Below are 5,567 nucleotides of genomic sequence, written 5' to 3'. Positions count from 1 at the left end.
TATCAAACAGCGGTAGGTTTTATCCGAAACTGGACAGGAAGAACAGGGAAACAAACAGAACTTATAGAGTTTTATAAGGTTTTGGCAACGGAGAAATTAATGCAGGTAAAAATAAAGATTAATGATCGGGAAATTAGTGTTCCAGAAGGTACCACTATTTTAGAGGCAGCTCGACAAGCTGGGATTAAAATACCCACACTGTGTCATCATCCTGCTTTACAGCCAGAGGCTACTTGTCGAGTTTGTTTAGTGGAAATTAAAGGTCATTCTAGATTTGCTACGGCTTGTAATACTTTGGTACGGGCTGGTGATGAGATTTTTACTAATACACCGGCCGTACGGGAAGCTAGGAAAACTGTTTTGGAGTTGATTCTAGCCGCACATCCGCAGGAATGTTTAATTTGTGTACGCAATCAAAATTGTGAATTACAACGTTTAGCTGATGAATATCATCTTCGGGAAATTCCTTTTGAGTTAACTGCTGGTAATTTACCCCTGTGTGATGATAATCCCGCTATTGTCTGGGATCCCAACAAGTGTATAAAATGCGGCCGCTGTGTACAAGTGTGTCAGGAAATACAGCAAGTGGGTGCTTTAAATATGCGGGGACGTTCAGGTGATTATGGAATGGCCACAGCTTATGAACTTGATTTAGGAGCTACAGAATGTGTTTATTGTGGACAATGTGTGAATGTTTGTCCAGTAGGTGCATTAACCGAAAAAGATGATACTTCTAAAGTATGGGCAGCTTTAAGAGATGAAACTAAGCAGGTAGTGGTACAAACTGCTCCGGCGGTACGGGTAGCTTTAGGAGAAGAATTTGGTCTAGAGCCTGGGGAAATTACTACTGGTCAAATGATTGCTAGTTTAAAACGCTTGGGCTTTGAGCGGGTTTTCGATACTAATTTTACGGCTGATTTAACCATTGTAGAAGAAAGTCGGGAGTTTCTGCAGCGTTTAAAGGATGGCGGGCCTTTGCCTTTAATTACTTCCTGTAGTCCTGGTTGGATAAATTATTTGGAACATTTTTATCCGGAATTAATGAGCTATGTTTCTACCTGTAAGTCCCCACAGCAAATGTTTGGGGCATTAGCTAAAACCTATTATGCTCAAAAGGCTAATTTGGATCCGGAAAATATTTTTGTGGTTTCCATCATGCCTTGTTTAGCTAAAAAATATGAATGTCAGCGTCCTGAAATGCAAAGTAGTGGTTTTCAAGATGTCGATGTTGTTTTAAGTACCCGTGAATTAGCCAAGATGATTAAAGAGGTTGGTCTTGATTTCACCTCTTTACCTGCCGAAGAATATGATGAACCCTTGGGAGATTCAAGTGGAGCCGCTATTATTTTTGGTGCATCTGGTGGTGTCATGGAGGCAGCTCTGCGTACAGTATATGAAATGGTTACAGCACGAGAATTAAAGGAATTGGATTTTAAAGAAGTAAGGGGTTTGGAGGGCATTAAGGAGGCTGCTTTGGTTTTGGCAGGTCAAAAGGTAAGGGTAGCGGTAGCCAATAGTTTGGGGAAAGCTAAAATATTGCTGGAGGAGATTAAGGCTGGCAAGAGTCCTTATGCTTTTATCGAAATTATGGCTTGTCCTGGCGGTTGTTTAGGTGGGGGCGGTCAGCCCTTGGGTGCTACTGATGAAATTAAAGAAAAGCGTCTACAGGCTATTTATCAATTGGATAAAGAAGCTAAAATACGTAAATCTCATGAAAATCCAGCAATAATTAAATTATATGAAGAGTATTTGGATCATTTATTGGAACATGAAGTACACGAATTGCTGCACACTTATTATTCTAGGCGGAAAGTTTATGAATAAAGGGGAATTTAGAAAGTGAAATTGTGGGAAGGTTTAAATGCCGTTTTAAAAACGGCTTATACGGTGCTGCCAATTACTTTGCTTTTAGTTTTTTTTCAAGTGGTTGTTTTTAAAAAAACCTTGGGAGAAATGAGAAGTTTTGTTTTGGGGGTAGTTTTAACTGTTTTGGGTTTACATTTTTTCTTAAAGGGAGTTTCTTTAAGTTTACTCCCTTTGGGGGAAAATGTAGGGCGGAATTTGGTAATTATGGAGCATAAATGGTTAATTGTTGGTTTTGCTTTTTTGATTGGTTATTGTGGTACCTTAGTCGAACCTGCTTTACGGGTACTGGCTTTGGAAGCAGAAGAAATTTCGATAGGGGCTTTACCAGCTAATGTATTATTACATGCTGTAGCCATCGGTTTTGGTTTAGGGATGGCTTTGGGTGTCTTTAAAATATTACAGGGTATACCCATTAGTAAAATAATCTTGCCTTTTTTAGTCCTCTTTATTATTTTGGCTTTTGTTGTGCCTGAACAATATATTGCCTTGGGGATGGATTCGGCAAGTGCCACTACTGGTCCGGTTAATATACCTTTAAATTTAGCAATTGCCCTGGGATTAGCTAAAGTTATCGAACACGCTGATCCACTTTTAAGTGGATTTGGTCTCATCGGTTTAACTTCTTTTGGGGCCATGTTTTCGGTGTTTATTTTAGGTTTGTTAACTAAAATATAGGGAGGTATTTAAAAATGGAGGAAGTACTATGTATTGTGGCTATTGTAGAAAGAGGGCAAGCTGATAAAGTAGTAGCAGCCGTTAAAAATGCCGGGGCAAGTGGAGCCACCATTCTTCATGGACGCGGTACGGGTGAACATGAAGCTAAAAGTTTTTTTAATATCCATATTGAATCTTCCAAGGAAATAATTTTAATGGTTGTTTCGCGTAAGGAATATGCTTTGATCAGGGATGAAATTATTGAGGTTGGTAAACTAAAAGAGCCGGGAAAGGGAATTATGTTTACACTGCCTATTGATAATTTAGTTGGTTTGCGGCATCGTTTAATAAAGGAGTGATAGAGTAATGAGAAAAAAACTGACCTTATTTTTTGGGGTAGTTTTTTTAATTTGTTTGGCTAGTGGCTTGATGGCCTTGCCGAAATTAGAATTGGTGTTGAATGGTGAAAAAAGTGAAATTCCATTACAGCTTGCGGAGAATCGTACTTTAGTTCCACTGCGTGATTTTGCAGAGGCTTTAGGGGCTGATGTTCACTGGCAAGCGGGAACTGTTTATGTTGATCAGCAGGTTAAAGTAGAAGAAAAAGAAAGAGGACTTTGGGAAATAGTGTTTTTTAATCAGGGGGAAAAAGAAAGACTTTGCCTTAGCAAAGCAGAAGGGGAATGGATGATTGTTGAACCGGTTAATTATCGTATTTTAACAGAATTGCCGACAGAGGTACGGCAATTGGTTGAAAAAACCCGTGGCACTAAGGCTTGTAAGGTTTTGGCAGGTGAAAATTCTCAATATCTATTAATTAGTTTGGGGAAACGTAATACCGGGGGTTATAGTATTGAAATTGTTTCTGTGGAAGAAAAAGCGGGGCAGGTGGTGGTTACTTACCGAGAAAGAAAGCCAGCTCCTGGGGAAATGGTGATTCAAGTAATTACTTATCCTTGGATAGTGCTGGAAATAGATACTGCTTTGCCCATAGTGGCTAAAAGATAGAGGGAGGAAAAATTGTAGTGACTTTAAAAAGGGATGGTCATACACATACTCATTATTGTTTACATGGCTCTGGTGAACATGCAGAAGAATTTGTTCTAAGGGCTATCGAATTAGGTTTTCAAGTTTATTCATTTACAGAGCATTTACCATTACCAGATAGTTTTTTAAGGGAATTTGATTATCCGCAGACAGTAAAAGAAGCCTTCGGTTTTTTAAATGATGACCTTGATGGTTATTTTAAAGAGATGCTGGCTTTAAAGAAAAAATATAAAGATCAGATTGAATTACTGGTGGGTTTGGAAATTGATTATTTGGCTGATGAACATCAATATTTACGGGCAGTATTAAAAGAATATGGTCCTTTTTTGGAAGATGGATTGCTTTCAGTGCATATTATTGAGGGTCAGGGTGGTTGGCGTTGTGTAGACCTCAGTCCGGCTGATTTTCAAACAAGCCTTATTGATTATTATGGTTCTTATGAAAAAGCTCAGTTAGCATATTATCAGACTATAAAACAGGCTATGCAGGCTGATTTGGGACCTTATAAACCTAAAAGAATTAGCCATTTAACTCTTTGTAATAAGTTTCAGCATTATTTTGGACAAGCTGGTGTGGTTAGTGAAAAATTAAAAGAAACAGTAGGGGATTTACTGCTTTATATGAAAGAACATGGTTACAGTATTGATGCCAATATGTCTGGTCTGCACCGTGAATACTGTTTGGAACCTTATCCCGCTCCATGGATTTTCGAAATGGCCAAAAAATTAAAGATACCGTTGATTTACGGTTCAGATGCCCACCAGGTAAAAAATGTGGGACGCAGTTATGAGCACTTTTTAAAATTAAGGGGATAATAAAAAATTGCTTTTTTGCCGATACTAATTCTACCGCATAAATAAAGGGGTAGATGGGATGAGGCGAAAAGCAATTTTTTTCTTATTGCTAGTCTTATTAATCATTGTCGGCTATTACTTACAAAAAGATAAAATAGAAGGTGAAAGACCTTTTGGAGCCATTGAAGTGAAGGCTGACAAAGGGGGAACGGTATCTGCCAATGATGTATATGTCTTGGCTAAATTAATTACCGGAGAAGCCCGGGGGGAAGATTATTTAGGTCAAGTAGCTGTGGGAGCGGTAGTAGTTAACCGGGTTAAAAATCCTAATTTCCCTAATACTGTTTATGGGGTGGTTTTTGAACCTGGTGCTTTTGATGCTGTAGTAGATGGTCAATATTTTCGACCAGCTTTAGCTTCAGCAGTACAAGCGGCACGGGCCGCAATTAATGGCTGGGATCCTACTGGAGGTGCCCTTTATTATTGGAATCCGTCTACAGCCACTTCGCGTTGGATTTGGTCTCGTCCCATTATTGCCCGTATTGGGCATCATGTTTTTGCTAGGTAGGGAGGTTTGGGATGCGTAAACATCGCTGGTTGGTCCCCGCTATCTTAATTTTAATACTGATTAGCAGTCTTATCGGGGGCTATCGTGAAAAACAATTAAGACAAAAATTGCAGAATCGGGCTGAAGGACAATATCAAAAGGCTTTTCATGAACTTACTTGGCATTTGGATGAAATCACAGGTCAATTGGCTCAAAATTTAATTAGTACTTCTCCTGAACAAAAAATTATGTCTTTAGCTGCTTTATGGAGGCAAGCTTTTGCCGCTCAGGCTAATATTGGGGGTTTGCCTTTGGCTTTGGTACCCTTATCACAAACCGAGAATTTTTTAAATAATGTTAGTACGGCTGCGGCTGTTTTTTTAAGTCAGATTACTGAACAGGATCAAGCAAAAGAAGCCGAAAGGGTTAAAGCAATCGAAGTATTATATGAGCGTTCTCGAGCTTTGGCTGCGGATTTGAATCAGTTGGGTGCAAAAATTTTGCGTGAAGAATTAAGTTGGACAGCTGTAGAAATGGATGCTTATGCTGCAGATGAAAAATTAGAAGATAATACGATTGTCAACGGATTTCGACTATTAGAGAAAAACATGGCTGCATATCCGGAAATTAATTTAGCCAGTGATTTTGCACAATTTGTA

At 38.9% G+C, this 5,567-nt stretch carries 7 protein-coding genes; all 7 read left to right on the top strand.

Going from position 1 to position 5,567, the window contains the following annotated elements; translation table 11 throughout:
- Positions 1-99: 99 nt before the first annotated feature.
- Positions 100-1,824 (top strand): 2Fe-2S iron-sulfur cluster binding domain-containing protein, encoded by a 1,725-nt coding sequence (locus GX687_00445; protein HHX95927.1) that lies wholly within the window; start codon positions 100-102, stop codon positions 1,822-1,824.
- A 15-nt stretch (positions 1,825-1,839) separates the two neighbouring features.
- Entirely contained in the window at positions 1,840-2,541 is a 702-nt protein-coding gene (locus GX687_00440) for a DUF1538 domain-containing protein (GenBank protein HHX95926.1), read from the top strand.
- A gap of 14 nt (positions 2,542-2,555) precedes the next feature.
- Positions 2,556-2,879 carry a P-II family nitrogen regulator gene (locus GX687_00435; GenBank protein HHX95925.1) on the top strand — a complete coding sequence of 108 codons (324 nt, stop codon included), beginning with the start codon at positions 2,556-2,558 and terminating at the stop codon, positions 2,877-2,879.
- Between the two features lie 7 nt (positions 2,880-2,886).
- Positions 2,887-3,528, top strand: coding sequence for a protease complex subunit PrcB family protein (locus GX687_00430; protein HHX95924.1), 642 nt, complete (start codon positions 2,887-2,889; stop codon positions 3,526-3,528).
- A gap of 17 nt (positions 3,529-3,545) precedes the next feature.
- Entirely contained in the window at positions 3,546-4,382 is an 837-nt protein-coding gene (gene hisJ, locus GX687_00425) for a histidinol-phosphatase HisJ (GenBank protein ID HHX95923.1), read from the top strand.
- 58 nt (positions 4,383-4,440) lie between these two features.
- The gene (locus tag GX687_00420) at positions 4,441-4,929 is read left to right on the top strand and encodes a hypothetical protein (protein ID HHX95922.1); all 489 of its coding nucleotides are present in this window, start codon (positions 4,441-4,443) and stop codon (positions 4,927-4,929) included.
- An 11-nt stretch (positions 4,930-4,940) separates the two neighbouring features.
- The coding region (locus GX687_00415) for a hypothetical protein (GenBank protein ID HHX95921.1) at positions 4,941-5,567 on the top strand (627 nt) is incomplete at its 3' end.

Source organism: Clostridia bacterium, from assembly GCA_012841935.1.
GTDB lineage: Bacteria > Bacillota > Peptococcia > DRI-13 > DTU073 > DUTS01.
The sequence above is the reverse complement of the archived record's forward strand: the minus strand, read 5'-3'. Positions and strand labels throughout refer to the sequence as shown.

Bases quoted from the DNA above. Each gene is read 5' to 3' on its own strand.
- GX687_00445 (HHX95927.1), top strand. From the start codon at position 100: ATGCAGGTAAAAATAAAGATTAATGATCGGGAAATTAGTGTTCCAGAA.
- GX687_00430 (HHX95924.1), top strand. From the start codon at position 2,887: ATGAGAAAAAAACTGACCTTATTTTTTGGGGTAGTTTTTTTAATTTGT.
- GX687_00420 (HHX95922.1), top strand. From the start codon at position 4,441: ATGAGGCGAAAAGCAATTTTTTTCTTATTGCTAGTCTTATTAATCATT.
- GX687_00435 (HHX95925.1), top strand. From the start codon at position 2,556: ATGGAGGAAGTACTATGTATTGTGGCTATTGTAGAAAGAGGGCAAGCT.